28 protein-coding genes and 1 other annotated feature are annotated in these 26342 nt (G+C 34.1%); of the genes, 15 read left to right on the top strand and 13 right to left on the bottom strand.

Annotation, left to right across the window (positions count from 1 at the left end; genetic code table 11):
• Positions 1–126 precede the first annotated feature (126 nt).
• From CAN42_RS01840 to tpx, 3 genes are read right to left on the bottom strand one after another with little or no spacing between them, the layout of a single operon-like run.
• Positions 127–648, bottom strand: a complete 522-nt coding sequence (locus tag CAN42_RS01840) for a hypothetical protein (protein WP_085875300.1) — start codon at positions 646–648, stop codon at positions 127–129.
• A gap of 6 nt (positions 649–654) precedes the next feature.
• Complete coding sequence (rlmH, locus tag CAN42_RS01835; RefSeq protein WP_209019202.1) at positions 655–1134, bottom strand: 23S rRNA (pseudouridine(1915)-N(3))-methyltransferase RlmH; 480 nt, start codon at positions 1132–1134, stop codon at positions 655–657.
• Positions 1134–1634 carry a thiol peroxidase gene (gene tpx, locus CAN42_RS01830; protein WP_085875298.1) on the bottom strand — a complete coding sequence of 167 codons (501 nt, stop codon included), beginning with the start codon at positions 1632–1634 and terminating at the stop codon, positions 1134–1136. Before tpx ends, rlmH begins: the two co-directional genes overlap by 1 nt.
• 152 nt (positions 1635–1786) lie before the next feature.
• On the opposite strand from tpx, the gene CAN42_RS01825 reads away from it, so the two are divergent.
• The 5 genes from CAN42_RS01825 to CAN42_RS01805 all read left to right on the top strand — a co-directional run bounded on the left by CAN42_RS01825 (position 1787) and on the right by CAN42_RS01805 (position 5197).
• Entirely contained in the window at positions 1787–2200 is a 414-nt protein-coding gene (locus CAN42_RS01825; protein ID WP_085875297.1) for a hypothetical protein, read from the top strand.
• Between the two features lie 24 nt (positions 2201–2224).
• The gene (locus CAN42_RS01820; protein WP_085875296.1) at positions 2225–2602 is read left to right on the top strand and encodes a hypothetical protein; all 378 of its coding nucleotides are present in this window, start codon (positions 2225–2227) and stop codon (positions 2600–2602) included.
• A gap of 88 nt (positions 2603–2690) precedes the next feature.
• Entirely contained in the window at positions 2691–3641 is a 951-nt protein-coding gene (locus CAN42_RS01815; protein ID WP_085875295.1) for an IS30 family transposase, read from the top strand.
• A 528-nt stretch (positions 3642–4169) separates the two neighbouring features.
• The gene (locus tag CAN42_RS01810) at positions 4170–4943 is read left to right on the top strand and encodes a hypothetical protein (protein WP_085875294.1); all 774 of its coding nucleotides are present in this window, start codon (positions 4170–4172) and stop codon (positions 4941–4943) included.
• A 20-nt stretch (positions 4944–4963) separates the two neighbouring features.
• Positions 4964–5197, top strand: a complete 234-nt coding sequence (locus CAN42_RS01805; RefSeq protein ID WP_085875293.1) for a hypothetical protein — start codon at positions 4964–4966, stop codon at positions 5195–5197.
• Positions 5198–5280: 83 nt separating this feature from the next.
• On the opposite strand, the gene CAN42_RS09130 is transcribed toward CAN42_RS01805, so the two are convergent.
• The 7 genes from CAN42_RS09130 to htpG form a co-directional block, all read right to left on the bottom strand.
• Entirely contained in the window at positions 5281–5406 is a 126-nt protein-coding gene (locus tag CAN42_RS09130; RefSeq protein ID WP_005957244.1) for an OadG-related small transporter subunit, read from the bottom strand.
• A gap of 10 nt (positions 5407–5416) precedes the next feature.
• Positions 5417–6529, bottom strand: a complete 1113-nt coding sequence (locus CAN42_RS01800; RefSeq protein ID WP_085875292.1) for a sodium ion-translocating decarboxylase subunit beta — start codon at positions 6527–6529, stop codon at positions 5417–5419.
• 166 nt (positions 6530–6695) lie between these two features.
• Positions 6696–7553, bottom strand: coding sequence for an NAD(P)/FAD-dependent oxidoreductase (locus CAN42_RS01795; protein ID WP_245149841.1), 858 nt, complete (start codon positions 7551–7553; stop codon positions 6696–6698).
• 254 nt (positions 7554–7807) lie between these two features.
• Positions 7808–8443, bottom strand: coding sequence for a PBECR4 domain-containing protein (locus CAN42_RS01790; protein WP_085875290.1), 636 nt, complete (start codon positions 8441–8443; stop codon positions 7808–7810).
• A gap of 292 nt (positions 8444–8735) precedes the next feature.
• Positions 8736–9287 (bottom strand): PBECR4 domain-containing protein, encoded by a 552-nt coding sequence (locus CAN42_RS01785; protein ID WP_085875289.1) that lies wholly within the window; start codon positions 9285–9287, stop codon positions 8736–8738.
• 377 nt (positions 9288–9664) lie between these two features.
• The gene (locus tag CAN42_RS01780; protein WP_085875288.1) at positions 9665–10846 is read right to left on the bottom strand and encodes a copper amine oxidase N-terminal domain-containing protein; all 1182 of its coding nucleotides are present in this window, start codon (positions 10844–10846) and stop codon (positions 9665–9667) included.
• A 207-nt stretch (positions 10847–11053) separates the two neighbouring features.
• On the bottom strand, positions 11054–12907 hold the full coding sequence (htpG, locus tag CAN42_RS01775; RefSeq protein ID WP_085875287.1) for a molecular chaperone HtpG: 1854 nt from the start codon (positions 12905–12907) through the stop codon (positions 11054–11056).
• Positions 12908–13132: 225 nt separating this feature from the next.
• Positions 13133–13378, top strand: a binding site (T-box leader).
• A gap of 62 nt (positions 13379–13440) precedes the next feature.
• Here htpG and CAN42_RS01770 point away from each other — a divergent pair.
• From CAN42_RS01770 to CAN42_RS01760, 3 genes are read left to right on the top strand one after another with little or no spacing between them, the layout of a single operon-like run.
• Positions 13441–14454: an ABC transporter substrate-binding protein gene (locus CAN42_RS01770; protein ID WP_085875286.1), complete on the top strand. Its 1014-nt coding sequence runs from the start codon at positions 13441–13443 to the stop codon at positions 14452–14454.
• 7 nt (positions 14455–14461) lie between these two features.
• Entirely contained in the window at positions 14462–15340 is an 879-nt protein-coding gene (locus tag CAN42_RS01765) for an ABC transporter permease (protein ID WP_062571901.1), read from the top strand.
• Positions 15333–16112 (top strand): ABC transporter ATP-binding protein, encoded by a 780-nt coding sequence (locus CAN42_RS01760; protein WP_085875285.1) that lies wholly within the window; start codon positions 15333–15335, stop codon positions 16110–16112. Before CAN42_RS01765 ends, CAN42_RS01760 begins: the two co-directional genes overlap by 8 nt.
• 84 nt (positions 16113–16196) lie before the next feature.
• Here CAN42_RS01760 and hutG read toward each other — a convergent pair whose 3' ends face one another.
• Positions 16197–17228 (bottom strand): formimidoylglutamase, encoded by a 1032-nt coding sequence (hutG, locus tag CAN42_RS01755; protein WP_085875284.1) that lies wholly within the window; start codon positions 17226–17228, stop codon positions 16197–16199.
• A gap of 8 nt (positions 17229–17236) precedes the next feature.
• Positions 17237–18190, bottom strand: a complete 954-nt coding sequence (locus CAN42_RS01750) for a 2-hydroxyacid dehydrogenase family protein (protein WP_085875283.1) — start codon at positions 18188–18190, stop codon at positions 17237–17239.
• Positions 18191–18376: 186 nt separating this feature from the next.
• Here CAN42_RS01750 and CAN42_RS01745 point away from each other — a divergent pair, with 186 nt between their 5' ends.
• Together CAN42_RS01745 and tuf are read left to right on the top strand one after the other, a co-directional pair.
• Positions 18377–19720 (top strand): MATE family efflux transporter, encoded by a 1344-nt coding sequence (locus tag CAN42_RS01745; protein WP_209019192.1) that lies wholly within the window; start codon positions 18377–18379, stop codon positions 19718–19720.
• Positions 19721–19800: 80 nt separating this feature from the next.
• A complete protein-coding gene (tuf, locus tag CAN42_RS01740; protein ID WP_062571798.1) occupies positions 19801–20994 on the top strand; it encodes an elongation factor Tu in 1194 nt (397 codons plus the stop codon).
• Between the two features lie 198 nt (positions 20995–21192).
• Here tuf and CAN42_RS09180 read toward each other — a convergent pair whose 3' ends face one another.
• Positions 21193–21408 (bottom strand): transposase, encoded by a 216-nt coding sequence (locus CAN42_RS09180; protein ID WP_085875745.1) that lies wholly within the window; start codon positions 21406–21408, stop codon positions 21193–21195.
• A 426-nt stretch (positions 21409–21834) separates the two neighbouring features.
• Between CAN42_RS09180 and CAN42_RS01730 the strand changes: the two genes are divergently transcribed.
• From CAN42_RS01730 to CAN42_RS01710, 5 genes are read left to right on the top strand one after another with little or no spacing between them, the layout of a single operon-like run.
• Complete coding sequence (locus CAN42_RS01730) at positions 21835–23040, top strand: aconitase X catalytic domain-containing protein (RefSeq protein WP_085875282.1); 1206 nt, start codon at positions 21835–21837, stop codon at positions 23038–23040.
• Positions 23040–23444 carry an aconitase X swivel domain-containing protein gene (locus CAN42_RS01725; RefSeq protein ID WP_085875281.1) on the top strand — a complete coding sequence of 135 codons (405 nt, stop codon included), beginning with the start codon at positions 23040–23042 and terminating at the stop codon, positions 23442–23444. Before CAN42_RS01730 ends, CAN42_RS01725 begins: the two co-directional genes overlap by 1 nt.
• 15 nt (positions 23445–23459) lie before the next feature.
• A complete protein-coding gene (locus CAN42_RS01720) occupies positions 23460–24500 on the top strand; it encodes a TRAP transporter substrate-binding protein (RefSeq protein WP_085875280.1) in 1041 nt (346 codons plus the stop codon).
• 54 nt (positions 24501–24554) lie between these two features.
• Positions 24555–25067, top strand: a complete 513-nt coding sequence (locus CAN42_RS01715) for a TRAP transporter small permease (RefSeq protein ID WP_085875279.1) — start codon at positions 24555–24557, stop codon at positions 25065–25067.
• 1 nt (position 25068) lies between these two features.
• Positions 25069–26337 (top strand): TRAP transporter large permease, encoded by a 1269-nt coding sequence (locus CAN42_RS01710; protein ID WP_085875278.1) that lies wholly within the window; start codon positions 25069–25071, stop codon positions 26335–26337.
• Positions 26338–26342: the final 5 nt, after the last annotated feature.

The raw sequence follows: 26342 nt of genomic DNA, 5'->3' as shown, positions 1-26342 counted from the left end.
AATACCTCATATGAGGTATTTTTTACTTTGTGCTTTTGTTATTCTTCCATCATATAAGTGTTTATATTTAGCATATAAGAGTCAAAAATAATTTATTGCAAAAAAATTAGCTCAAGTTTGAGCTAATTATAATTTTTCTATTGAATCGTAGATAAGTTCTGCCTCATTGTTGTAATAAATTTCTATTGAAGCATCTTGCCACTCACTTGTATCCTCAAAGCCTGTGACTATTCCAGAAAGTCTCATGTAGGCGTAGCCAAAGGATTCATTAATCACTTCGAAGTCAAGTTTTAAAAATTCTTCAAGAGTAATTCTTTTGTAGGTTCCATCCTTATAAAGATTTATCTCAAGACCATTATCAAAGTTATCATCTAGGTCACTAAGCCCACCCTCAAGATCAAAGTCTGGATCAAAGGCGTGAATTATTCCTCCAAGTATATCTCCCATTTCTTCTTTAGAAAAAGATGTGTAAGTTTTATGAAGGATAAGCCTTGGATTTTTCATCATGTAATCTTTTTGGTCGTCGCTCTTTTTTTCAAAATAAATGCCTTGATCAAAATATAAAAGTACCTTGTCAGGTAAATTTTCGATATTTGTAAGGCGAAAATCGTGAAAGGAAAAAACTTGATTTAGTAAATTTAATTTCATAATACCTCACTTGTGGTAGGGGTGGTTATTTATTATTCTAAAGGCCCTGTAGATTTGCTCCATTAAAATAACCCTCATGAGCTTGTGGGGGAAGGTCATCTTGGAGAAGCTAAGCTTGTAGTCAGCCCTAGATAAAACTTCATCAGATAATCCAAGACTTCCACCAATGACAAAAGTTATATTGGAGTGGCCGTCAATCATAAGGTCCTTTATTTTATCTGCAAAGGTCACTGAGTCAAGGCTCTTTCCACCAATCTCAAGGGCAATGACATAGGCACCATCCTTTATCTTTGAGAGGATTTTTTCACCTTCAACATTTTTTACCTTCTCCATGTCCTTGTCTGACAAATTTTCGGGGCAGGGTTCGTCCATAATTTCAAAAATGCTTAAATCGGCATAGGATTTAAGCATTTTTTTGTACTCATTTATGGCATCCTTAAAATAATTTTCCTTGATTTTGCCAAGTACAATTAAATTAATGTTTATCATTTTAATTTTTTAACTTCTTCAAGAGCCTTGTCAAAGTTAACATCGTGAGTTACTTCAGGAACATATTCAACATAAGCAACTTTTCCGTCTCTGTCAACAATTACTACTCCACGAGCAAGTAGTTGGAATTCTTTAATCATAAAGCCAAATTTTTCTCCAAATTCCTTGTATTTGTAGTCAGAAACGATGTCTGCGTTTTCAATTCCCTTAACAGAACAGAATCTTTCTTGTGCGAAAGGAAGGTCAACTGTCACAGTTACGATTTTAACGTCATCAGATAACTTTGTAGCTTCTTCGTTAAAAGTAGTTGCTTGAAGAGCACAAACTGGTGTGTCAATTGATGGTGCAACTGAATAAACTACGATTTTGCCCTTTAGGTCATCTGAGTTAAAGTCAGATAGGTTCCTCTTAACTGCCTTAAATGATGGAGCCACGTCTCCAACTTTGATTTCTTTTCCTTCAAGATTTACTTTATTTCCAGCAAATGTTATATCCATTTTAATTCCTCCTAAAATTATTTTTCATTTTACACAATAATTATATCCAATTATCCCGATTATTAACAAGTGATTGCAATAAAATGCCAAGTTGATTAAAATATTAGTAAGAACACTTTTGTTAATTAAAGGAATAAAAGAAGGAGTTACATATGAAAAAATTTTTAAAAATTTTATTTTTAATTTTTGTGGCAGGAATAATTCTTACAGCCTGCACAGGCAAGGATGAAAATCTTCCAGACAAAAAAATTTATAATGTAAAGTGGACTTTGGAAAGCATGATAAATACAGATTATGGAGTAGAATTAAGCAATGACATGGCTCTTAAATTTGACAAGAAAAATTTTGTCTTGACTGATAGAAACAGTGCCTATGACTATACTGGCACTTATAAATTAAAAAAAGCTGGCGCAGGCTATGAAGTAATAATGAAGTTTGATGGCTTTGAAGAGCCTGTGACTGGGATATATGGCATGAGAACTTACAAGGATGAGGACCCTAAGCCTGATTTAGTTTTTGAACATTGGAATACAAAATACTCCTTTATTGGTGAAGAAGATAAGTAGAAATTAACTGATTGAGTGTCTATTATGAAAAAATATGTAAATTTAATAATATCATTATTTTGTTTTCCGATTTTTAATTTAATCTATCTAAAGGTTTTTGAGTACATCAATGGGAAAATTCAAGAAACCTTTGATATAAAATATATGATTATTTTATTTTTATTTAAAATCTTAATGATTTTATTTTTGGGATTTATGCTTGCCTACTATTTTAATTTTGCAAGCAAACAAGAAAAAAATAAGCTTGGGATATTTTTATTAATTGAAATTTTCATACTTATAATTTATGTAGTAACAAAAAAATGTTATTTGCCTGAGAATTTTTTCTATATTTTTGATTTTAATTTACTGTACTTTATGTTGCTTTTAGGTGAAAATATTTTTTTATTTAATAAGTTGTAAAATTAAATGCGACACAAATAAAAAATAAAAACTCATACTAACTTCGTGTAAAATGTTAATAACGACAAAAACACACACGGAGGTTAATATGAGCTATAAACATCTTACACTAAACGAAAGAAATAAGATAGAGGTATTAAACAAAGAGGGCTATTCTTCTAGAAGAATAGCGAAAATTTTAGGATGTCATCATTCCACAATAGCTAGAGAGCTTAAAAGATGTGATACTGAATACGAAGCTGGCCTAGCAGAAAGAGATAAAGAATCTAAATCATCATTAAAAGGAAGAAAAACTAAAGTAACTTATGAAATATTAGAAAATATCAAAGAAAAGCTTAATTCTAAATGGTCACCTGAGCAAATTGTAGGTTGCCTTTATAAAGGAATATTAAGCTTTAAAACAATATATAACTGGATTTATTCTGGAGTAATAGATTTTGATATTTCAAGATTAAGAAGAAAAGGTAAGTCTAGAAAAAGCAAAGAAACAAGAGGAAAATTTAACATAGGTACATCTATAAGAAAAAGACCAAAAAACATAAAGTATAGGGTTTCCTTCGGACATACCCAAGGGGCACAAGACTGGGAACTTGATACAGTTGTGTCTTCTAGAGGAAAAAGCAAAGGGTGTTTAGCAACATTTGTTGAAAGAAAAACAAGGTTTTATATAGCATTACCAATGAAAGATAGAAGCAAAGATTCAATGTTTGAAGCAATAAATAAACTTGTTAAATCACTTCCAAAAGAAGCCTTAAAAAGTTTTACATCAGATAGAGGAAAAGAATTTGCTTGCTATGATGAAGTTGAAAAGCTTGGGATAGACTTTTACTTTGCTGACCCATATTCAGCATGGCAAAGAGGAAGTAATGAAAATTCAAATGGTCTATTGAGAGAATATTATCCTAAAAAGACAGATTTAGCAGAGATATCTGAAGAAGATCTTATTAAAAATTTAATGGAGCTTAACAGCAGACCTAGGAAATGTCTAAATTATCAAACTCCATTTGAATTATTTTTACATGAACTTAGTTTAATTTAGGTGTCGCAATATTATTTGCAATTCATCATTTTTAAATTTTAAAAAATTAGAATAAGAATTAGGTATTAGTGAAAAAAGGTTGAAAAATAAAATTTAATAAAAAGGTGATGTGTAGAATAGATTTACCTATCTTGCACATCACTTTTTTTTAAAATCAAACTTATTTTTCCTTAAAAACTTTTAGCATAAGTTTAGTTGATAGGTAGAAGAGTATAAGGACAGCGAAAACTCCAGCTAGGCTCCAAAGTTCGACTTTCACTCTCTACATAATATGTATAAACTATAAGAAGATTTAAAAGTTTATATTAAAAATAAAATTAATTAATAAATTATAAATAGTTTATTGATAAAAAATAATTTCTATGATAACCTCTAAATAAGATAACGTTTTATCTAATTAAGTAATTTTGTTTTAATAATAAGAGGCATCTTATAAAAAGGTTAGCAAACTTAACATTTTTAGTATTTGTTTTGATTAGTTCGTCGAGTGTGTATGCAAGAAGCATTGATACAGAAATTCAGAAATTTATGGATTCTCCAGCTCCAGAGTTTTCGGAATTATCTAAATCGCATGTTTCAAAAACTATCAATGAATTTGATGCAATCATTGAAAAAGAGATAATTTCTGAATTAAGGTATAGTTATAGTGATAAACATGATGAAACACTTTATTTTAAACAAGAGATAATTAATTTATCCAATAATTCACGTAATGAATTAGAGAAAATGAATTTTAATGATAGACAAATTGATGCAATACTGTCCACTAAAGGATTGAGTGCTGATAAAGTTTCAAATGATGTTGCAAGAAGAGCTAGTGCAAACTTTCGATTTAATATGTACAAAAATAGATTTGAATATGGAGATTACGCAGTTGTTGATGCTTATTGGGCATGGGAGTCTGCTCCTGTTTGGGCAGGGAAAGATACTGTCGTTTTTGGATTTAGCGATGGATTTACAGCTAATTTAGATAGAACAGTAATGAAAGTTACATATAGAGATTTAGATGGCAATTACAAAGACGAACAATATTATTCTCCTAATGGATTAGTTCAAGGTTTAAGATTTGATTTTGAACAAAGCTATGGACCTGGCGGTCTAAGATCTTTAAGTAGTGGAAAAGTTTATTTGGTTATTGATAATAATAGAGAAAATAAGGATTATGTTGAAGTCCATGGTAAGTATCTTCACAATTATTTAGGTGTATTACCAAGTATTAATATTTCTGGTTCTAATTTAGTTTCCATAGGATTTAGTGCGAATACTAAAGAAATGGGCGATGGATATATAGTAATGGCATAATGCTTAGTAAGGGAGGTATTATGATAGAAAATATTTTTAAGTTTTTTATAATTGCAACTGTAGGTTTTATTTTAGTTTTCTGTTTACCATATCCCGAATTATGGATTATAGGTTCACGATTTGGCGTTTCATTATATATTATGTTAATAATTCAGCATATTATTTTCAACAAAAAATTTGATGATATGTTGGAAAAACTTGATAATTTAGAAAAAGCATTAAATGATAAAGATGAAGAAAAAATTGAAAAATAAATTTTAATAAAAAGGTGATGTGTAGAATAGATTTACCTATTCTTGCACATCACCTTTTTTCATGTCTATTAAATTTTCGAAAATTATTTTTCTTTAAAAACTTTTAGCATAAGTTTAGTTGATAGGTAGAAGAGTATAAGGACAGCGAAGACTCCAGCTAGTCCCCACACTGCTACTTCAACACCTTGCATAAATACATTCATGTCCATCTTATCACCCCTACATAAACATTGGCACAAGAGCCAAAATCATTGAACCAGCAACTACTGAGCCAAGTTGTCCTGCAACGTTGGCTGACATAGCTTGCATAAGAATAAAGTTTGTTGGGTCTTCCTTAGCTGCCATAGTTTGCACAACTCTACCAGACATAGGGAAGGCTGAGATACCTGCTGCGCCAATCATTGGGTTGACCTTGTTCTTTAAGAATAAGTTTAAGAACTTTGCAAAGAGAACACCACCTGCTGTGTCAAAGATAAAGGCAACAAGTCCCATGGCAAGTATCATAAGAGTGTTGACATTTAAAAAGGCATCGGCAGACATAGTCCCACCAATTGTTATCCCAAGCAAAATTGTAACAAGGTTTGAAAGTTCGTTTTGGGCAGAGATAGAAAGTCTTTCAAGAACTCCACAGACTCTTATTAAGTTACCAAACATCAAGGCCCCAATGAGGGACACAGACATAGGTGCTATTATTCCAGCTATAAGTGTAATTACAATTGGAAATAATATTTCAACCTTCTTTGGAACGTGAACAGTAGTGTACTTCATCCTGATTTTTCTTTCCTTAGAAGTTGTCAAAAGTTTAATAACTGGTGGCTGAATAATTGGCACAAGAGACATATAAGAATAGGCAGCTACAGATATTGGTCCCAAATAATTTGGAGCAAAGACCTTTGCAACATAAATTGATGTTGGACCGTCGGCTGCACCGATTATGCCAATTGACGCTGCTTCAGGAAGTGAGAACTTGCCAGTTGAGATAGCAAAGAGCATTGTGGCAAAAATTCCAAATTGCGCCGCCGCTCCAAAGAAGAGCATGAAAGGCGATGCAATAAGTGGTTTAAAGTCGATCATTGCGCCTACACCTATAAAGATTAAAACTGGGAAAAGCTCTGTGGCAATCCCTGCCTTATAGAGTATTGTCAAGAAGCCCCCATCTCCAATAGCTGATGATAGTGGAATATTAGAAATAATTGCACCAAAACCAATGGGAAGAAGAAGAGAGGGTTCGTATTCCTTATCAATGGCAAGATAAATTAAGATGCCTCCAATGATAAACATAATTATGTGTTTAACTTCGAGATTTAAAATCCCTTCTAAAAGTATATCCATTTTACCTCCTAATTGTTTTCAACATGAAAAGTAATATAACACAAATAAGTGCAATTTTCAATTTATGCAAAATAAAAAAGCCCACAGTGTGAGCTTTCTTTTGTTACTTATAAAATTTTGAGGCTTGTTAGTGAGATGCAAGCAGTAAGTTAGCAAAAATTTAAAACTACTTACTTGCTCCGATTCCTGCAAGAGCACCATCGTTTACAGCAGTGGCAACTTGTCTAACTGCCTTGACTCTTAGGTCGCCTGCAAAAAATAAATTTTCAATTTTGCTTTCAACATCAGAATCAACAAAGCCAAGTTCATTCTTTGCTACATCTAAGTCAATAAAACTTGTATTTGGATGTTGACCAATCATAGCAAAAATTTCAAGTCCATCCTTGGAAGTAATTTCCAATCCACTAGAAAGCTTGGCAGAAGTTATAAGACCATCCTTACAAGTTACATCTTCCAAAGAGGAAGAAGTGTGGACGATAATGTTATTAGATCCTTCGATTTGCTTTTTGAACTCTTGGATGCATAAGAGCTTATCTTGGTTTTGGACAATGTGAACTTCCTTTGCGAACTTGGAAAGATAAATAGCTTCCTTAGCTGCGCCATCAGATCCGCCGTTAACTATTACAAGCTTGCCCTTAACTCTTTCTTCAGACCCCTTAGCCCAGTGAGAAATTGTATAATTATCAATCTTTACATCCAATTCCTTTGGACTAGAGCCAGAAGCTACAATAATTTTTTTAGCTTCATAAGTGCCCTTGTTTGTCTTAACAATGAAAACATCCCCATCTTTTTTCAAGCTAAGGACTTCTTCGTATTTTAAATCAAGCTTATAGGCCTTGATTTGATCCTCTAATCTCTTTCTAAAACTTTCTCCGTCTTCATCAACTATAACAGAAGTGTAGTGGCTAACCTTAGAAATATTTCCAATTAAACCACCAACCTTATCTTTTTCAAATATTGTCAAGTCGAGGCCCCTGGATTGTGCATAAAGAGCAGCAGAAACACCAGCAGGTCCAGCTCCAATTATAATTAAATCTTTAATATTAAAACCTCCCTTGTGTCAATATTACAATGGTGTTATAGCACTTAATAAATTTATTGTCAATAAGATGGGACAAAGAAGATAATAAAATTAAACTAACAAAAATTTTTTCCCGAGGGAACTTTAATTTAAAATTTGCAAAATTTTTTTGTTGTAGTAAGAATACTTGTGAAATATTCCAGATAAAAAAACACACAGATTTTTATTTCTGTGTGTTTAAAACAATAATTTAAAATTCAATTATGCAAGTACTCTATAATTTTATATTCTATATCCTGTTTGCTTTCTCCCTTTGCAAGATAAGTCAATTCCTGATATATTTTATCTGTTTTATTCTTTCTATAAATTGCAATTATTTTTTCTGGTTCTCTGACATCTTCTCTTATATCTTTATTAATAACTGTGTTTGGCACATAAACATTATTATCAAACCTAGTAATGGAATTAGTTTTAATCATCCCAAGGTAACAAAATATATTTCCTATACACAAGTCTGTTTTTAACATTACTCTATTGTCTACATACGAACCTATCATTTTTGCCGTCTTATGTATTTCTACAATATCTTGTAAGATTTTTAATTTAAGCCCTGTCGTTCCATCTTTTCTGTATTCCCAATCGTCCGTTTTTAACCTGCCGTTCAATGCTTTATTTATAAATTGTGACGTTGTTATAAGCTTATTAGTTACAGGGTTTTTTTGTAATTTTACTCCAGTAAAATGATGATAATTTCGTAACGAAAATTCAACTTCAGTAGTAGATATAGTACCATTCTTGCTACTTACAATTAACAATTGTTTACCCGCTAAATTTTCTTTATATTTTTTCCCACAATCTATTATAATTTGTAAATCTTTTTCTTTCTTTTCCAATATAAAACCTCTAAGTAACATTCCTTTTACAAATAAAAAGAAGGACTATTAATAGTCCTCCCTTTTGTTATTGATTTTACCGTTGCTCGCCAACCATAGGTCCTTAGGGCTTGCGCCTGTCGCCTATCTTAATTTCGAGTTTTACCGTTGCTCGCCAACCATAGGTCCTTAGGGCTTGCGCCTGTCGCCTATCTTAATTTCGAGTTTTCATGGTGTCAACTCACCTTTTGTATCTATATTATATGAAAGACGTTTTGTTTTGTCAAGTAACACTTTGAATCTTGTTTAATATTTAGATAAAATTGTTAGTCAACTCATTTGAAACCATATTTAATATAATTTCTGATTTAATATTTTCCAGACCACCAAAAACAATGTGGTTATACTTATCATCGCTTGCACTTTTTGAAAAAATACAATCAATAAAATAAGCATTTTTGCTTTTTTCTACAATGCTTGCAGACATATTTTCAATTCTATGAGAACATACGGTATACAAATTGCTATTATTTATGAAATTTTTAAAACATAACGTAAAGTGTAATTCTGTTATTCCAATTTCGTACAACTGTGTGTCTGTAGTAATTTCTTCTAAAATAATACTATCACTCCTAAAAAGATTTAATATTTTAAAAAGATTGTTTACTTTTTTCTTAGACACACTAGAGGGGTATCTTCTATTATAAAAAAATTGATTAGTTGTTAATTGATTGCTCAAACACAAGTCAAAAAACGTTACAGCACTTAAACTTGTTCCAACACCTGTTAAGTGCAAAAAGTTCTCTGGTAAAAATTGTAACTCAATAAACTTAGAACCATACACAATTAAAAAGTGTTTATCCATTAAGTGTTCTGATAAAGTTTAGCTGCCTCAACAATACTGTTTCTTATCTTTAATTTATATGAATTTTTTTTAGACATTAGCTACTCCTTTCAATAAAAAAAGAGGAGTAGCTAACAGTCTACTCCTCTTAATATAGGTTTTTTTGCTAGTTGCAAGCCATGATACCCACTACAGTATCTCGTGTCATAGGTCTTTTAAGTCCCCTATGTAGACTACAACTTTAATGCTAGCTGCAAGCCATGATGCCCAAAAAACATCTTGCGCTATAAGTTTTTTTAAGTCCCTTATATAGACTACAACTTTTCTAGATACCCTATTATCTATCCTATTTATTTATTAACATAAGTTTACATTATTTTTGCCTCTTTGTCAACCTTTTATTTTACTTGTTCCCAGTTTAATGGTAGACGGCCTAAAAATGAGTTTGCTTCTGGTAAATAAAAGTTTGTCTTTTCAAAAACATTTTTTTGGTATTCTCTTTGGTCTTTTGGCACATACTTGTTTAAAGTGTAATCTGTCATGACTCTACCATACCTCACCTTAAACTTATAAACGTGTTCTTCTCCATCTTGGTGAATTGTTGCCTTGTAGTCAATAAGGTCACCGTGGTATGGGGCAACTACTCTACTGTATCCCTTTGTTCTTAATAGAGTTCCAGATAACTTACTGTAATCAAAAAACGTAAAAGGAGCAAGCATTTTACCACCATTGTCTAATGGATACTTCTTAGATAAAGGAGCTATATCGTTAGCTGTTAATGAGCCCCATTGATTTTCGCCAACAGCTTTTTCAAAATGTTGGTCGTAAGGTAAATACCTGTCATCATCAATTTCTATTTTTATCCAGTATTTATTTGGGTCTTTGCCTTCAAATTTTCTATAGGAATCTGTACCAAAACCAAATGGTAATTGCATGCCAAATTTATTGCTAAATGGGTCAACATATATTGTTCTTAAATCTGGGTCAATCCACTTGTCTGATACCTTGCCTGGTGCGTTGCCTTCTGTATATTTAGCCTTAGCTCTTCTAAGTACATCGTCTTTAGTTTCGCCAGGTCTTAAATATCCTTCTGGTGCATCATTTTGCGCTACTTGCACTCCGTCCTTCGTAATGTTTATAATGTGCAGTTTTGGAGTTTGCTTGTAGTCAACCTTTGCGCCCATTTGTTCTGAAACAAATCTTAGTGGCACATAAGTCCTGTCATTTTTAAGCACACTTGCAACCTTGCCAGTGCTATCTATTGCAACTTTCTTCCCTTGAACCTTCGCTGAAGTTTCGCCCACAACAAGTTCAACTTTCTTGTTGCCATTAATTGTAACGAGTTTCTTGTCTTGGTTCCAGTCAACCTTGTAACCTAGGTTTTCAGATACGACTCTGATAGGTACAAAAGTTCTATCGTATTCCACAAAAGGCATTCCTACATTGTTATTTAACGGAATTTCTTTTTCGTTCACAGTGATTTGAAAGTCACGCTCTCCCTCTGCGAAGGCATTTATTGTTAAAAGACTTGCTAAAGAGAGGGAAATTAAAAAATATTTTTTCAATTGTTTTAAGTTCATTAAAAACCTCCTTTTTGTTTTATTATATCATTTAAAAATCAAAATCCAATTTATGGAGAAAAAAATTCCAGGGACTCCTAAAGGAGTCCCTGAAACAAAATTTTTTAAAATTTGCTAATGGAAATTATGAAACAAATATGGTGGAGTATATAAAGAAACAGCCCACAATTTTGTGAGCTGTTTTGAAAGTTTTAAATATTTATAATCTTACATTAACTTTGAAACATTTCTTGCGTAGGCTATTGGATCTTTTATTTCAAGTCCTGCTACAAGTCTTGCGCCATCGTATAACATTTGTGTGTAAGTTTTAAATTCTTCTGAAGACTCGTCCATTTCCTTTAGTTTTTTAAGGGCAGGGTGGTTTGGATTTACTTCTAAGACCTTGTCTGCCTTAAAGACTTGGTTGTTTGGCATGTGGCTAAGAGTTTTTTCCATTTCAATGGAGATTTCGCCCTTGCTTGATAGGTAGGCTGCGTCATCTTTTAGATTTGGATTTTCTCTTATTGATGAAACTTCTCCCTTTAAGATTTCTTTCATCTTCTTTACATAGTCTTGTAGATTTTTTTCATCTTCTTCTTTGACTTCATCGGTTTCAGATATTGACTTGAACTTCTTATCGTCATATTCTTCTAGCATCTTGATGACAAATTCGTCAATTGGATCTGTTAATGCAAGAACTTCTATGTCCTTGTCAATGAAGTGTTTGATTTGTGGAAGGTCCTTGATGGCTTCGATTGATGAGCCATTTGCATAATAGATGAAGTCTTGGTCTGGCAACATATCCTTCCTGTATTCGTTAAAGGTTACGTGATCTCTCTTAGTACTTGTGTAGATAAAGAGGTCCTTTAACTTGTCCTTGTCTGCTCCATAATTTTCGTAGGCACCTGACTTTAGACTGACGCCAAAGTTTTTAAAGAAGTCTGCGTATTTTTCTCTATCGTCTTTTAAAATCTTTGCAAGTTCATCAAGGATTTTCTTTTCTATATTTTTCTTAATTAGTTGGAGCTCACGAGTTTGTTGTAGCATTTCACGTGAGATGTTAAGGGAAATGTCTTCTGAGTCAACAACTCCCTTGATGAAGTTCAAGTAGTCTGGAAGTAGGTCTTCGCATTTTTCCATAATCAAGACGCCGTTGGAGTAGAGTTCAAGTCCACCCTTCTTGTCTGGGTTTAGGAAGTCAAAGGGTCTTCTTGATGGGATGTATAAAATTGCCTTAAAGGAAATCATACCTTCCACAGAGATGTGGATGTGGGCAAGGGGATCTTCAAAGCCAAAGTGTCTTTGCCTGAAGAAGTTGTTGTAGTCCTCGTCCTTTAATTCATTTTTGTTTTTTCTCCACATTGGGACAGAAGAATTTAATACGTCATCTTCTCTGTAAGATTCAAACTTTGGATCATCTTCTGTTGAGTCGGCACTTGGTCTTTTCTTTTCCACTTCCATCTTAATTGGGTAAGAGATGTAGTTGGAGTAGTGGCTTACAAGTTCCCTTATCTTATATTCGTCAAGATATTCATCATAATTTTCTTCCTTAGTGTTTTCTCTTAGGTGAAGAGTAATGATAGTACCGTGTTTGTCCTTTTCTGCATCTTCAATGGAGTAACCTTCTGCGCCCTTGGACTTCCATAGGTGAGCTTTTTCTTCCTTGTAAGACCTAGTCAAGACAGAAATTTCATCTGCAACCATAAAGGCAGAGTAAAAACCTACACCAAATTGTCCAATGATTTCGTGGTCGGCATCCTTCTTGTTTATGTTCTTGAAGTCAAGAGATCCTGACTTAGCTATTGTTCCCAAGTTTTCTTCAAGTTCTTCGGCAGTCATACCAAGACCACCATCTTCTATTGTCAAAGTTCTCTTGTCCTTATTAGGTGTGATCCTAATGAAGTAGTCTTCGTGGTTGAACTTGACCTTGTCATCGTTAAGAGCGATGTAGTACATCTTGTCCATGGCATCTGATGCGTTGGAGATAAGTTCTCTTAGGAATATTTCTTTATTTGTGTAAATGGAATGAATCATCAAGTCCATTAATCTTTCTGTTTCAGCATTGTATTTTTTATTTTGCATATTATCACCTTTCCTCATTAGCACTCGTTATGTGCTTCTGCTAATAATATATATCTTTTTATTAAAATAGTCAAACGTTTGAAGATTATTTTGACCTTATAGCTTTAATTTTAAAGAGAGAGGAATTTTAAATTTAGTAGGGAGCAAATTATTTTTTAAAAATTAAAAATTAATATAAAAAAGCTCTTGACAAATTAAAATTGAAAGCCTATATTATACCTAAACAATAAACCGATAAAGAAGATTAGTAATTTTTATGGAGCTTTAAAGAGAGCGAGTCACTTGGTGAGAGACTTGTAGGTGAAGTTTAAATGAATGGACTTCGGAGGGCGGGAAGAAATAAATCTTTGATTTAGAGTAATGCCCGACGGGACTTAGCCGTTAAAATAAGACCAATATGTTAGTATTGATGAGAGGGTGCTTTATGCAAATTTGGGTGGTACCGCAGAAGTTAAGACTTTTGTCCCATTAGGGATGGAAGTCTTTTTTTATTTCCATCCTTCTCTCATAGTGTGAGGAAAAAGGAGAAAAAAATGAAAAAAATTTTAGTAGTATTGTCATTAGTTATGTTGTTAGTCGGATGCTCAAAGGGAAGTGGAGAAAAAACTTCTGATAGTGAGAAAGTTTATAAAATTGGAATTTTGCAATTTGCTCAACATCCATCACTTGATAATTGTAGGAAAGGTTTCTTACAAGGACTTGAAGAAGAAGGTCTTGTTGAAGGAAAGAATTTAGAAGTTGATTACCAAAATGCCCAAGCAGATATGGGTATTGCAGCACAAATAGCAGATGCCTTTGTGGGCAACAAGGTGGATATGGTAACAGCAATCGCCACACCTGCAGCTATGAGTGCCTACAACGCAACAACAAAAACAGATATACCCGTTGTCTATACAGCAATCACTGATCCAGTTGCTGCTCAACTTGCAGATAAAAATAAAAAACCTCTTGGCAATGTAACAGGCACAAGCGACATCTTGCCAGTGGAAGACCAATTAAAATTAATAAGAGAACTTATGCCTAAGGCAAAAAAACTTGGTATCCTTCATACATCAAGTGAAGCAAACTCTGATTCAATGTTAAAGATTTACAAGGACCTTGCAGGCAAGTACGGTTTCACTATTGTGGACGAAGCTATAAACACAACAGCAGATATACCTCTAGCAACAGACAACTTGCTTTCAAAGGTTGATGCAATGACAAATCTTTTGGATAACACAGTTGTTAATTCTCTTCCAACAATTTTGGATAAGGCCAATGCAAAGAAGATTCCAGTTTTTGGTTCTGAAGTTGAACAAGTAAATATGGGTTGCCTTGGTGCAGAAGGTATTGAGTATGTTTCTCTTGGAAAGCAAACAGGTAAGATGGCTGCAAAAATTTTAAAGGGAGAAGCTAAGGCAAGTGAAATGCCTTTTGAAACTATAGATAAGCCAAACCTATATATCAACTCAAAGGTTGCTAAGGATCTTGGCATAGATCTTCCAAAGGACCTACTTGATAGGGCAACAGAAAATATAACAGACGTTACTATACCTTCAGAAAAGTAGGTAGGGCATGGATATTTTAAGAGGAATAATTGAGCAGGGGCTAACTTATAGTTTCTTAGCCCTTGGTCTTTATATTGCTTACAGTATCTTGGACTTTCCTGACTTAACAGTTGACGGGTCCTTTCCACTGGGAGCAGCAGTAACAGTTTTTGCAATCCTAAGGGGAGTGAACCCTGGACTTGCCCTTGTAATAAGTTTCTTGGCTGGTGCTATGGCAGGTTCATTGACAGGTCTTATCCACATAAAGTTAAAGGTGGAAGACCTACTTGCAGGTCTTATTATGCAAACTGCCTTGTGGACAATTAATTTAAAAATCGCAGGCAAGGCCAACGTGCCAATCTTTAATGCAGATACAATTTTTTCTACAGGACTTGCAAGACTTGTGCCAGAAAACTTACAAGCTTTTGACTTGGTCTTTGTTATGATTCCCTTTGTTCTTGTGATGAAAATAATCTTAGATTATTTTTTAAAGACCAAGGCTGGATTTATTTTAAAGGCTTGTGGTGACAACGAAAGTCTTGTCAGGACCATGGCAGTTGACCCAGGCAGGGTAAAAATTTGTGGTCTGGCACTTTCTAATGGACTTGTAGCCCTAAGCGGTGCCATAGTTTGTCAGGAGCAAAGATTTTTTGAAGTTTCTATGGGAACTGGGTCTATGGTAATGGGTCTTGCTGCAGTTGTCCTTGGTATGAAACTCCTTGAGAGATTTGACTTTATGAAGGACACTACAAAGGTCTTAGTTGGATCAATTCTCTACAAGGCATCTATTGCCCTTGCCATTGCATGTGGTTTTTCAGCAAATTCAATGAAACTTATAACAGCAGCAATCTTCCTTGTGATTTTAATTGCAGGAAGGGGAAAGAGAAAGAAGGTTCAACATGCTTGAGTTAAAATCAATCGACAAAACCTTTAACATTGGAACAGCTAATGAGAATAAAATTTTTTCTGGATTTGACCTAAGCCTTCCCAAGGGACAATTCCTTAGCATCATTGGGTCCAATGGGTCAGGTAAGTCAACCCTCTTAAATATAATTTGTGGGTCCCTAAGAGAAGACTCTGGAGAAATTCTAATAGATGGAGATAGCCTCAAAAAAATTCCTGAGCACAGGAGATACGTCAAGATGGGAAGAGTCTTTCAAGATCCAAAGATGGGGACTTCACCAAAGATGACAATCTTGGAAAATATGTCTATGGCTGAAAACAAAAACAAGTCATGGAACTTGACTCCAGGAGTAAATAAAAAGAAGAGAGAAATTTATAGGGAGACATTAAGAGGTCTTGGCCTTGGACTTGAAGACAAGTTAGACGACAAGGTTGGACTCTTATCAGGTGGCCAAAGACAGGCCCTTGCCCTTATAATGGCAACTCTTGTTCCCATAGATTTTTTAATCTTAGACGAGCACACAGCAGCCCTTGACCCCAAGACTGCAGACACAGTTATGGAAATCACAGATAAAATTGTGAGAGAAAAAAACTTGACTGCCCTAATGGTAACCCACAACTTAAATTATTCACTTAAGTATGGGGACAGGCTTATAATGATGCACAAGGGAGAAAAGATTATGGACCTAGCTGGTGAAGAAAAGAAAAATCTTAAGCTAGATGCCATCTTAGATAAGTTTTATGAAATATCTATAGAGGTTGGTAACTCTCTATAATGTAAAAAGAAAATAATTTTTGATAAAGAAATTGCCATGGAGAGGTCCATGGCAATTTTTTTAGCTTAAATAATTATTTATAACTTAATTAGGAATATATTTTTTGTTTGCCTTGCCTAGTTTGTGTTGAGCCATAGTTGATACAACTGTGTAGACGAGAATTGATGCCAAGTTGGCAGTTACAGAGTCGTGGTCGAATCTTGGAGAAACTTCACAGATGTCAAAGCTCATTGGCTTGCCAGATGAAAAGACGTGTTTTAAAAGTAGGATTACTTTTTCTGGATCAACACCCAAGGCTTGAGGAGCAGAAACTCCTGGTGCAAAGGAAGATGTGAAGCAGTCCATACAAATTGTTATATATAGGTGGTCTTGCTCTTGGATATATCCGTCAAGATGTTGGACAATATCAAATAAGTTGCCGTTCATAAGGTCCTTACCTAAGACATAAGTAACGCCTAACCTTTCAGCAGTCCTAAAAAGTGAAAGGGTGTTGGAGTGTTTTTGAATTCCCATTACATAGTAGGCATATTGAGTTCCCTTTTCACGAGTGTAGTCGGCAATTTGCCTAAACATAGTTCCACTTGTACCAGTTCCCTTTTCATAAGGTCTAAGGTCAAAGTGGGCATCGAAATTTAAAATTCCAAGCTTGTTGTCTTCTCTATCGTCAAGAAAAGTGCTGATTCCCTTGTAGTGACCAAAGGCAGTTTCATGACCGCCACCGAGAACAAGAGGGAATAAGTTTAGTTCAAGAACTCTATCGACAGCCTTAGCAAGTTCGTCTTGGCTGGCTTCAAGAGTTGTATACTTACTTGTAACATTACCACAATCAAAAATCTTTAAGTCTTTAGAAAATTGACAAGGAAGTTTTGCAAGTTCCTTTCTTATTGCAGCAGGACCGGCAGCAGCTCCAAACCTTCCCTTGTTAAGTTCAATGCCTTGGTCAGATTCAAAACCTAAAATTCCAAAACCAAGCTTGCCTTCGAAGGGAGTTAAGCTTTCGTCGTTTAGGTCAAGGGGCTTAACCCATTGATGCCACCTAAAGGATTCGTAGTCATTTTCATCGTCAACTCTTCCAGACCATATAGTCATATCTTGTGGACTATAATAATTTATCATTTTACACCTCAGTTTACTTTATTTTTTGGATTCTTACCATTTTTAAAATCAATTAAATTGTCCTTTGCATTCTCACCCATCTCAAGTCTTGCTTCAAAAGTTGCATTGCCAAGGTGAGGAGCAAGGATTACATTGTCAAGGTCCATAAGTTTTTTATTTACTCTTGGTTCAAACTCATAAACATCAAGAGCAGCTCCTGCGATTACATTTTCTATTAGTGCATCGGCAAGGGCGTCTTCATCAACAATTGGACCTCTTGACGCATTTATTAATATAGCACTTTTTTTCATCATTTCAAGTTCTTTTTTTGAGATCATATGGCGAAGGTCTGGCACATAAGCTGTGTGAAGACTTAAGAAGTCAGAAGACCTTATCACTTCATCTTTATCCATATACTCTATGTCAAATTCTTTTTCAAAATCTTCTTTTCTTGTTCGTGAATAATAAACAACCTTCATCTCAAAGGCTCTTGCCCTCTTAGCAAGATTTTTTCCAATGTTACCAAGTCCTATTATGCCAAGGGTCTTTCCTTTAAGTTGACTTCCAAGATAAAAAGTTGGTCGCCAACCATAAAATTCTCCAGACCTAGTGACCTTGTCGCCAGATACAATACGTCTTGCAGCTGCAAGCATAAGTCCAAAGGCAAGTTCAGCTGTTGATACAGCAGAAGCAGGAGCAGGCGCATTTGTAACAAGGATTCCTTTTTCTCTTGCGTAATCAATATCTATGTTGTCAAAGCCAGCTCCGTAGTTGGAAATAATTTTTAAATTGTCGCCAGCATCAATTACATCCTTGTCAATCTTATCTGATAGAGGACAGAGAAGGGCATCTTGTCCCTTTATCCTTGCAATTATTTCTTCTTTAGTAAGTGGCACGTTGGAGTCGTGGTAGCTTATTTCAAAATTTTTGTCTAGCTCATCGTAAATTTTTTCTGGAATATTACTCGTAATCAATAATTTCACCAAATCACCTCTGCCTACATTTTATCATAGTAAGATTAAATGTAAAAAAATATTGGGTCACAAGTTAAGTGAAGAAAAAATTTATAAAAATTCAAAGTGACATTATTATCTTTAGAAACTTTAAAAAATTTATATCTTCCTATATAATAGTTAAGATTATAGATAGAAAGATTAAGAGGTGATTAAGTGCAAAACAATGAAAATAAATTGGGGACCATGTCAATCCCAAAACTTTTATTTCAAGTTTCCTTTCCAATTGTAATTTCTATGTTCATCCAGTCCATGTACAACTTGGTGGACTCCTACTACATTGGAAAGATTAACGAAGAAGCCTTCACTGCCATAGCAATTGCCTTTCCAATACAAAATATTATGATAGGGATTGGAGTGGGGACAGGAGTTGGTATGAACTCGCTGATCTCGAGATACTTGGGAGAGAAGAACTTTGACAGGGCCAACAAGACAGCAGAGAATGGACTTACACTTGCCCTTTTATATGGCTTACTTCTATTTATCTTGTCAAGATTTTTGCCAAGACCCTTTGTGTCTGCCCAAACCACAAATGAAAATATAATCAACTATGGAGTGGACTATCTTCAAATTGTAATGGGCTTATCCATAGGTGTCTTCACTCAAATATTTTTGGAGAGAACTCTTCAGTCAACGGGAAGAACAATCTATACTATGCTCACACAATTAACTGGAGCAGTATTAAATATAATTCTCGATCCAATTTTCATCTTCGGTTACTTTGGACTGCCAGCTATGGGTGTAAAGGGTGCGGCAGTTGCTACTGTAACGGGACAAATAATTGGAGCAATTTGTGGGTCCTTCTTCCAACACAAATTTAATTCAGACATAACAATGAAGAAGCTTTCCTTTAATCCAAAAATTATAAAGGACATTTATATTGTTGGAATCCCATCCATGATTACAATAACAATCCAGTCCTTTACAATATATGTATTGAACAAGATGCTCTCAGGGATTTCTACATCTGCCATAGCAGCACTAGGCGCCTACTTCAAGGTTCAATCCTTTGTCTTTATGCCAATCTTTGGTATCAACAACGGACTTGTACCGATAATTGCCTACAACTACGGAGCCAAGAACGAGAAGAGAATTATAAAGTCAATAAAGCTCGCTATGGTGACAGTAACTGTAATGACCTTAATAGTCTCAGGCTTAATAATGTCCTTCCCAAGAGAAATCTTAAAAATCTTTTCAGCATCAGGCAAGATGCTAGAGATAGGAATACCGATGTTAAGGATTTGTGCCTTATCCTATGTCTTCGCAGGCATATCAGTAGTGGGTGCCAGTGTTTTCCAAGCCTTTGGCAATGGAATCTTGGCATTACTTGACTCAATCCTAAGACAAATCATTGTCCTTCTACCAGTTGCCTATATAGCAGTGACATACTTTACAGTTAACGAGATTTGGTGGGGATATGTAATAGCAGAGATATCATCAGTATTTTTTATAGCATATTTTATGAATACCTTTGTGAGAAGAAAAATAGAAGCAATTTAAAGTCTAAATTTGCTTAAATGTTGAAAAAAATTTGAATTTGAGGTATTATGAACTTAATTTAAATATCCAGGAGGAAAAGCATGGCAAAAGCAAAATTTGAAAGAAATAAACCACACGTAAACATTGGAACAATTGGTCACGTTGACCACGGTAAGACAACACTAACAGCTGCAATCACACTTGTAATGAACAAGAGATACGGCGGAGGAGAATTCGTAGACTACGCACACATAGACAAGGCACCAGAAGAAAGAGAAAGAGGAATCACAATCTCAACATCACACGTAGAATACGAAACACCAAACAGACACTACGCACACGTAGACTGCCCAGGACACGCTGACTATGTAAAGAACATGATCACAGGAGCAGCACAAATGGACGGAGCAATCCTAGTAGTATCAGCAGCAGATGGACCAATGCCACAAACAAGAGAACACATCCTACTAGCTCGTCAAGTTGGTGTACCAAAGATAGTAGTATTCCTAAACAAAGAAGACCAAGTAGACGATCCAGAACTAATTGAATTAGTAGAAATGGAAGTAAGAGACCTACTAAGTGAATACGACTTTGATGGAGACAACACACCAATCGTAGTAGGATCAGCATTAAAAGCCCTAGAAGATCCAGAGGGAGAATGGGGAGACAAGATCGTAAAACTAATGGAAGAAGTAGACGAATACATCCCAACACCAGTAAGAGATACAGAACACCCATTCCTAATGCCAATCGAAGACGTATTCTCAATCACAGGAAGAGGAACAGTAGCAACAGGAAGAGTAGAACAAGGTGTAGTAAAAGTAGGAGACACAGTAGAACTAGTAGGCTTAACAGACGAAAGCAGACAAGTAGTAGTAACAGGTGTAGAAATGTTTAGAAAACAACTAGACCTAGCAGAAGCAGGAGACAACATAGGAGCCCTACTAAGAGGAGTACAAAGAGAAGAAATCCAAAGAGGACAAGTCCTAGCAGCACCAGGAACAATCAAACCACACACAAAATTTGAAGCAGAAGTATACGTACTAACAAAAGAAGAAGGTGGAAGACACACACCATTCTTTAACGGATACAGACCACAATTCTACTTCAGAACAACAGACGTAACAGGAGACATCCAACTAGCAGACGGAGTAGAAATGGTAATGCCAGGAGACAACTCAACATTTACAGTAACACTAATCACACCAATCGCAATGGACGAAGGACTAAGATTCGCAATTCGTGAAGGTGGAAGAACAGTAGCATCAGGAGTAGTATCAAAGATTCTTGACTAATCCTTGGCTTACAAAATAAAAAAGGCTCTATGCCAAATATTGGGGAGACTCGTTAACTCGAGTCTCTTTCTTTATGTAAAAATGAACACATAAACGCTAATAAAAGAACAAAACTAAAACAACTAAAAAACTACTAAAAATAAGCATAGCAAACAAAACCCCTAGGGGTTTTGCGAATTTTCCCCGTTTTCCTAACCACTACTTACAAGCGAACATAATCCTTTTTCTAAACAAATTGAAATTTTTCATACCAAAACAATTCCTCTTTAAAGTCTTTATCTTAGTATGAGTACCTTCAAGAGGACCATTAGACCAAGGATAATCAAAAGAATTACATATCTCATCAAACCAGTTATTAAAAGCAGTTATACAAGATTTAAATTCTTTTAAATTAGACTCTTCAGCCCTTCTTATCCATTCTCATAAAGACTTAGCAGCTCTAACTTTATTGGGTTGACTAAGAACATATTGGTACCCACAGGGCACACAGTAGAATAATTCCTTTAACCTATATGTCAATTTTAAAGGCTCTATAATATCTGTTAGAGATTTACTCCCCAACAGATATTATAGAGCCTTAAAAAAAAATAGCAGGAATGCTGAAAACGAATTCACATATTATATCAAATCAATTTAAATTGATGCAGAGAAAACTTGTTATTAACAGTAATTAGATAAAAATATTTCCAAAATGCATTAATATTTACTGTATATCTAAAATAAAAAACTAAAAAAGGATTAATGAATTTATTTAAAAAACATATTGACATAGTAAAGCGTTAGATGTATACTTCTTGTATACAAGAAATTGTTTTCATATTAATGAGAGGAGAGGTATATTTGAAACTAACAAAAGATCAACAGGATTTATTAGATGGTAAATATGGCGAAGGTGCTCAACTTGCAATGAAAGTACAAGTTGCGATTGGAGAATCTTTTGGAGCAAAAAGGATGGTTCCAATTACTAGGGCACATGTTGCACTAAGTAATCAAGATGCAGATTTATGGTTAGCAGAAAAAATGGTTAATTTAGGTGCTCATTGTAGAGTTTCTCCAACAGTAAATCCAGGATGGGGAATACCATATTTTAAAGAGAGAGGTATGGGTGATAAAGATGATTATGAAATGATGCAAAGAACTCATGAAGCTTATAAGAAGCTGGGAGCTACATTATCTTATAATTGTACACCGTATATAGACACTAATGTACCAAACTTTGGCGAAATTACAGCGTTTTCAGAATCGAGTGCTACACCATATGTTAACTCTGTTTGGGGAGCAAGATCAAATCGAGAAGGAGCTAACTCAGCTTTATTTGCTGCAATAACTGGATATGTTCCAGAGTATGGACTATTACTAGACGAAAACAGAAAGGGAACAATACTAGTTGAAGTAAAAGCTGACATGAAAAATGACTATGATTATCATATGTTAGGAATGTGCGGTAAAAAAATAGGACACGGAATACCAGTTTTTGTTGGACTACCTGAGCATGTCAGTAAAGAAGCATTAAGAAATCTAGGGGCTCAGCTAAATACATCAGGTGCATATGATATGTATCACATTGTAGGATTTACTCCAGAGGCTCAGACATTGGAAATGGCATTTGGTGGAAAAGAGCCTGAAAGGAAAGTTACAATAACAAATGAGGACTTTGATGTAGTATTAGAAAATATTTCTCTAGAAGGAGAAAGAGAAATAGACTTTGCGATGTTTGGATGTCCACACTTTACTCTAGATGAAGTTAGACACATTTCAGAAAGAATTGATGGAAGAAAGTTAGAAAAAGATATGTGGATACTAGTATCATCTCATGTAAAACACCTTTGTGATATTATGGGTTATTCCGAAGATATGGAAAAACTCGGAGCACACATAGTTCCAAGCACATGTCCAGATCAACCTATTTGGAAGTTCCTTAAAGGAAAAGTAGGTGTTACAGAATCACCAAAATGTGCATACTATCCTAAGAGAAGAGGAATTGATTTTGTAATACGAGATTTGGATACTTGTGTTGATGCAGCTTTAACAGGGAGGGTTAAATAATGAGTAAAGTTTATAAATGCCATAAAATTTCTGATGGAAAAGTGGAAGCGGAGGTAACTATTTCGAAAGATCCGATAATGTTCTATTTGTTAGAACCTGAAACAGGAAAGATGATTGAACCAAATCATGATTTTACAGGTAGGAGCATGTCAGAGAAAGTACTAGTTTTTCCTTCTGGGAAAGGAAGTTCTGTTGTTCAAGCAGATGGATTATTTCAATTAATGAAGTACAAAAATCAACCTGCTGGTATGATTGTTGAGTATCCAGAAACTGTTTTAGTAACTAGTGCGATAGTTTTCGAAATCCCGTTAGTTGATAAAGTAGATCCCCAATTTTATAAGGATATAAAAGAGGGAGATAGAATAATCGTTGATGCTACAAATGAAGAGATTACAATTTTATAAAAAAAGGAGCTAATTATGAAAAAATTATATAAAGTACTTGCTTTTTTATTCATAGCTTTAACTTTAGTTGCTTGTGGAAAAAAAGAAAAATCAGAAAACACTGCTGCAGCAGAAAATACAGTTAAACCAGCATCTGGAGACGTAATAATAAAAATAGGTCACGTAGAACCTGAAAGCAGATCTACGCACAAGGCTTTAGTTAACTTTAAAAAGAATGTAGAAGAAAAGAGTAATGGGAAAATAGGAATTGAAATTTATCCTAATGGATCATTAGGTGGAGATGTTCAAATGACAGAATCTGTAGCTATGGGAACTCTACAATCTACATTACCTTCCACTTCTGTATTAACAACTTACTCAGAAGAATTCGGAATTTTAGACATGCCATATTTATTCTTAAATAGTGAGTCAGCTTTTAAAGCGTTAGATGGAGAAGTTGGAGAATATTTCAACAAAAAGCTAGAAGAACAAGGAATTCACTGTCTAGGATATGTATATAACGGACCTAGATCTACAACTACAAATTCTGGTCCTATTGAAAAGCCTGAAGATTTAAAGGGAATAAAAATGAGAGTTATGGAAAGTCCAATTTTTATTGACTTTTACAAAACACTTGGAGCGAATCCAACACCTATGAGTTTTACTGAGTTATATACAGGTTTACAACAAGGAACTGTTGATGCACAAGAAAATCCTCCTTCTTTAACATTCGCAAATAAGTTTTATGAAGTACAAAAATATCAAACTATTGATGAACACGTTCATAATTTTTTACCATTTTTAATTAATAAGAATGTTTTTGATTCTCTAGATAAAGATATGCAAGATTTGCTTGAAAGTGAAGCAAAAGTTTTGGTAGATGAACAAAGAAAAATGGAACTAGTAGATAATGAGAAGGCTGTAAAAGATCTTGAAACAGAAGGAAAACTTATCACTAATGTATTAGATGACAGTCAAAAACTAGAGTTTAGAAAAGCAGTACAACCAATGTATGATAAGTATCAAAAACAATTTGGACAAAAACTATTTGATTTATGTGAAAAATATAATAAATAAAACTGGTTTAGAAGAATTGGGTTAGCCCAATTCTTCTAAAAAGGAGTATATGTTATGAGAAATTTACTTAAAAAATTCGATAAATTTGAAGAGATGATCCTAGTTTCCAGCTTAGTAATAAATGTAATAATAGTTTTTATGCAAGTTATTATGAGGTATTTTTTTAATACTTCTTTGACTTGGTCTGAAGAATTATCTAGATACATATTTATATGGCAGGTGTGGTTAGGAAGCAGTATAGCATTCGTAGACAATCAACACATTAGAGTTGATTTAATATTTAGTATTTTTAAGTCTGAAAAATCTCAAAGAGTATTACATTTGATTAATAATATTATATGGTTTTCATTTAATGTATTTTTAGTTTATGTAGGAGTAAAATTATTGGAATCAATGAGTGCTAGGAATGCTTTATCCTCAGGTATGAGATTGCCTTTAGTTTATGTTTATGCTGCATTACCTGTTTCATCGTTTATATTAACTATAAGAGTGTTGTTAGATTCTATAGACTTGATTACAGGTAAAAAAGTTTTAGTTACAGATAATTCGGATATAAAGGAGGTTTAGTATGGAGTCTATAGTTTTATTTGGAGTTTTTTTTATTCTATTAATTCTTGGGGTTCCTATAGGTTATGCAATAGGAATATCAACTTTAGTAAACATAGTAGGATTTACGGAAATGCCAACTATGATGATTGCTCAAAATTCCGTTGCTGGAGTAGATTCATTTCCTCTTTTAGCCATACCGTTTTTTATGTTAGCAGGCAACTTAATGAGTAGTGGAGGAATAGCTAAGAGGCTAGTTAACTTCTTTCAATCATTCATTGGTCATATTACTGGTGGATTAGGTATGGTAACTATAGTTGTTTGTATGTTTTTTGCAGCTATATCCGGATCAGCTGTAGCTACTGTTTCAGCAGTAGGTGCGTTTATGATACCACAAATGGTTGAGCATGGATACAGTAAAGGTTTTTCTACAGCATTAACAGCTGCTGCTGGAACTATTGGAGTAATTATTCCGCCTAGTGTTCCTTTTGTTATCTATGGAGTTGTATCAGGTGCTTCAATTACTCAAATGTTTACAGCAGGATTCTTACCAGGTATATTAATGGGCGTAGCACTTATGATTGTTTGTTATGTAGTTTCTAAGAAAAATGGGTATAAAGGTAATGAGGAAAAGAAAAGCATTAAAGAAATATTCCATACTTTTATAGAAGCATTCTGGGCAATAATGTCGCCAGTTATAATTTTAGGTGGTATTTATGCTGGTATATTTACACCAACAGAAGCTGCTGTAGTTTCAGTTGTATATTCATTTATAGTAGGTGTATTTGTGTATAAAGAGCTAAATCTAAAGGATGCTTATAAATCTTTTAGAGATGCTATCGTAGTTAATGGAGCAACAACATTCATGGTTGGTTTATCTACAGCTTTTGCAGCATTACTTACTATGGAACAAATACCTCTAAAGATAGCAACATTTATTACATCGCTAAGTGATAATGGGATTATTATTTTAATTTTAATAAATATTTTCTTAATAATTGTTGGAATGTTTATTGATAACATACCGGGCACAATTATATTGACACCAATTTTATTACCTATAGTTCTAAATTTGGGAATGAGCCCAATAACATTTGGAATAATGTTGACAATGAACTTAGCGATAGGATTTTGTACACCACCGTATGGCATTAATTTGTTTGTAGCTACAGCTATATCGAAAGTAGGAATGAGTATAATAACTAAAGAAATTATAAAATTTATTATAGCTCTTTTAATTGTTTTAATGCTCGTGACATTTGTTCCTGTTGTAACAACTATATTTTTATAAAGGAG

This window comes from Peptoniphilus vaginalis (assembly GCF_900176605.1).
Lineage (GTDB): Bacteria > Bacillota > Clostridia > Tissierellales > Peptoniphilaceae > Peptoniphilus_A > Peptoniphilus_A vaginalis.
This window is presented reverse-complemented; position numbering and strand designations above follow the sequence as displayed.

Bases quoted from the DNA above. Each gene is read 5' to 3' on its own strand.
- CAN42_RS01840 (WP_085875300.1), bottom strand. From the start codon at position 648: ATGAAATTAAATTTACTAAATCAAGTTTTTTCCTTTCACGATTTTCGC.
- tpx (WP_085875298.1), bottom strand. From the start codon at position 1,634: ATGGATATAACATTTGCTGGAAATAAAGTAAATCTTGAAGGAAAAGAA.
- CAN42_RS01825 (WP_085875297.1), top strand. From the start codon at position 1,787: ATGAAAAAATTTTTAAAAATTTTATTTTTAATTTTTGTGGCAGGAATA.
- CAN42_RS01820 (WP_085875296.1), top strand. From the start codon at position 2,225: ATGAAAAAATATGTAAATTTAATAATATCATTATTTTGTTTTCCGATT.
- CAN42_RS01815 (WP_085875295.1), top strand. From the start codon at position 2,691: ATGAGCTATAAACATCTTACACTAAACGAAAGAAATAAGATAGAGGTA.
- CAN42_RS01810 (WP_085875294.1), top strand. From the start codon at position 4,170: ATGGATTCTCCAGCTCCAGAGTTTTCGGAATTATCTAAATCGCATGTT.
- CAN42_RS01805 (WP_085875293.1), top strand. From the start codon at position 4,964: ATGATAGAAAATATTTTTAAGTTTTTTATAATTGCAACTGTAGGTTTT.
- CAN42_RS09130 (WP_005957244.1), bottom strand. From the start codon at position 5,406: ATGGACATGAATGTATTTATGCAAGGTGTTGAAGTAGCAGTGTGGGGA.
- CAN42_RS01800 (WP_085875292.1), bottom strand. From the start codon at position 6,529: ATGGATATACTTTTAGAAGGGATTTTAAATCTCGAAGTTAAACACATA.
- CAN42_RS01785 (WP_085875289.1), bottom strand. From the start codon at position 9,287: ATGGATAAACACTTTTTAATTGTGTATGGTTCTAAGTTTATTGAGTTA.
- CAN42_RS01780 (WP_085875288.1), bottom strand. From the start codon at position 10,846: ATGAACTTAAAACAATTGAAAAAATATTTTTTAATTTCCCTCTCTTTA.
- htpG (WP_085875287.1), bottom strand. From the start codon at position 12,907: ATGCAAAATAAAAAATACAATGCTGAAACAGAAAGATTAATGGACTTG.
- CAN42_RS01770 (WP_085875286.1), top strand. From the start codon at position 13,441: ATGAAAAAAATTTTAGTAGTATTGTCATTAGTTATGTTGTTAGTCGGA.
- CAN42_RS01765 (WP_062571901.1), top strand. From the start codon at position 14,462: ATGGATATTTTAAGAGGAATAATTGAGCAGGGGCTAACTTATAGTTTC.
- CAN42_RS01760 (WP_085875285.1), top strand. From the start codon at position 15,333: ATGCTTGAGTTAAAATCAATCGACAAAACCTTTAACATTGGAACAGCT.
- hutG (WP_085875284.1), bottom strand. From the start codon at position 17,228: ATGATAAATTATTATAGTCCACAAGATATGACTATATGGTCTGGAAGA.
- tuf (WP_062571798.1), top strand. From the start codon at position 19,801: ATGGCAAAAGCAAAATTTGAAAGAAATAAACCACACGTAAACATTGGA.
- CAN42_RS01725 (WP_085875281.1), top strand. From the start codon at position 23,040: ATGAGTAAAGTTTATAAATGCCATAAAATTTCTGATGGAAAAGTGGAA.
- CAN42_RS01720 (WP_085875280.1), top strand. From the start codon at position 23,460: ATGAAAAAATTATATAAAGTACTTGCTTTTTTATTCATAGCTTTAACT.
- CAN42_RS01715 (WP_085875279.1), top strand. From the start codon at position 24,555: ATGAGAAATTTACTTAAAAAATTCGATAAATTTGAAGAGATGATCCTA.
- CAN42_RS01710 (WP_085875278.1), top strand. From the start codon at position 25,069: ATGGAGTCTATAGTTTTATTTGGAGTTTTTTTTATTCTATTAATTCTT.